1 protein-coding gene is annotated in these 392 nt (G+C 71.9%); it reads right to left on the reverse strand.

Translation table 11 applies throughout. From position 1 onward, the window contains the following. The coding region (locus tag J0695_RS40600) for an acyl-CoA dehydrogenase family protein (RefSeq protein WP_277990112.1) at positions 1-392 on the reverse strand (392 nt) is incomplete at both ends.

Genomic DNA, 392 nt, shown 5'->3' on the forward strand with positions numbered 1-392 from the left:
GGATCTCGTTGGTGCCCGCGTAGATCGGCCCGGCGAGCGAGAAGACATACCCCTCGGACCAGGCGGTGTCCGCCAACTCCCCTTCGGCGCCCAGGAGATCGAGTGCCGTCTCGTGGAGCGCGATGTCGTACTCCGACCAGAAGACCTTGTTGAGGCTCGACTCGGCGCCGATGGTCCCGCCCGCCGCGAAGCGCGAGGCGCCCGCGCCTATCAGCTCTTCACGTACGCGGGCGCCGATCACCGCGTCCGCCACCCGGTCCCGCAGCTCCGCCTCCGCGCCCCGCTCGTGCCACAGGCCGACGAGACGGTCGGCAGCGGCCAGGAACCGGCCGGGGGAGCGGAGGGTGAGACCGCGCTCGTTGCCGGTGGTCGACATGGCGATGCGCCAGCCC

It is taken from the genome of Streptomyces beijiangensis, from assembly GCF_017315755.1.
GTDB classification, from domain to species: Bacteria; Actinomycetota; Actinomycetes; order Streptomycetales; family Streptomycetaceae; genus Streptomyces; species Streptomyces beijiangensis.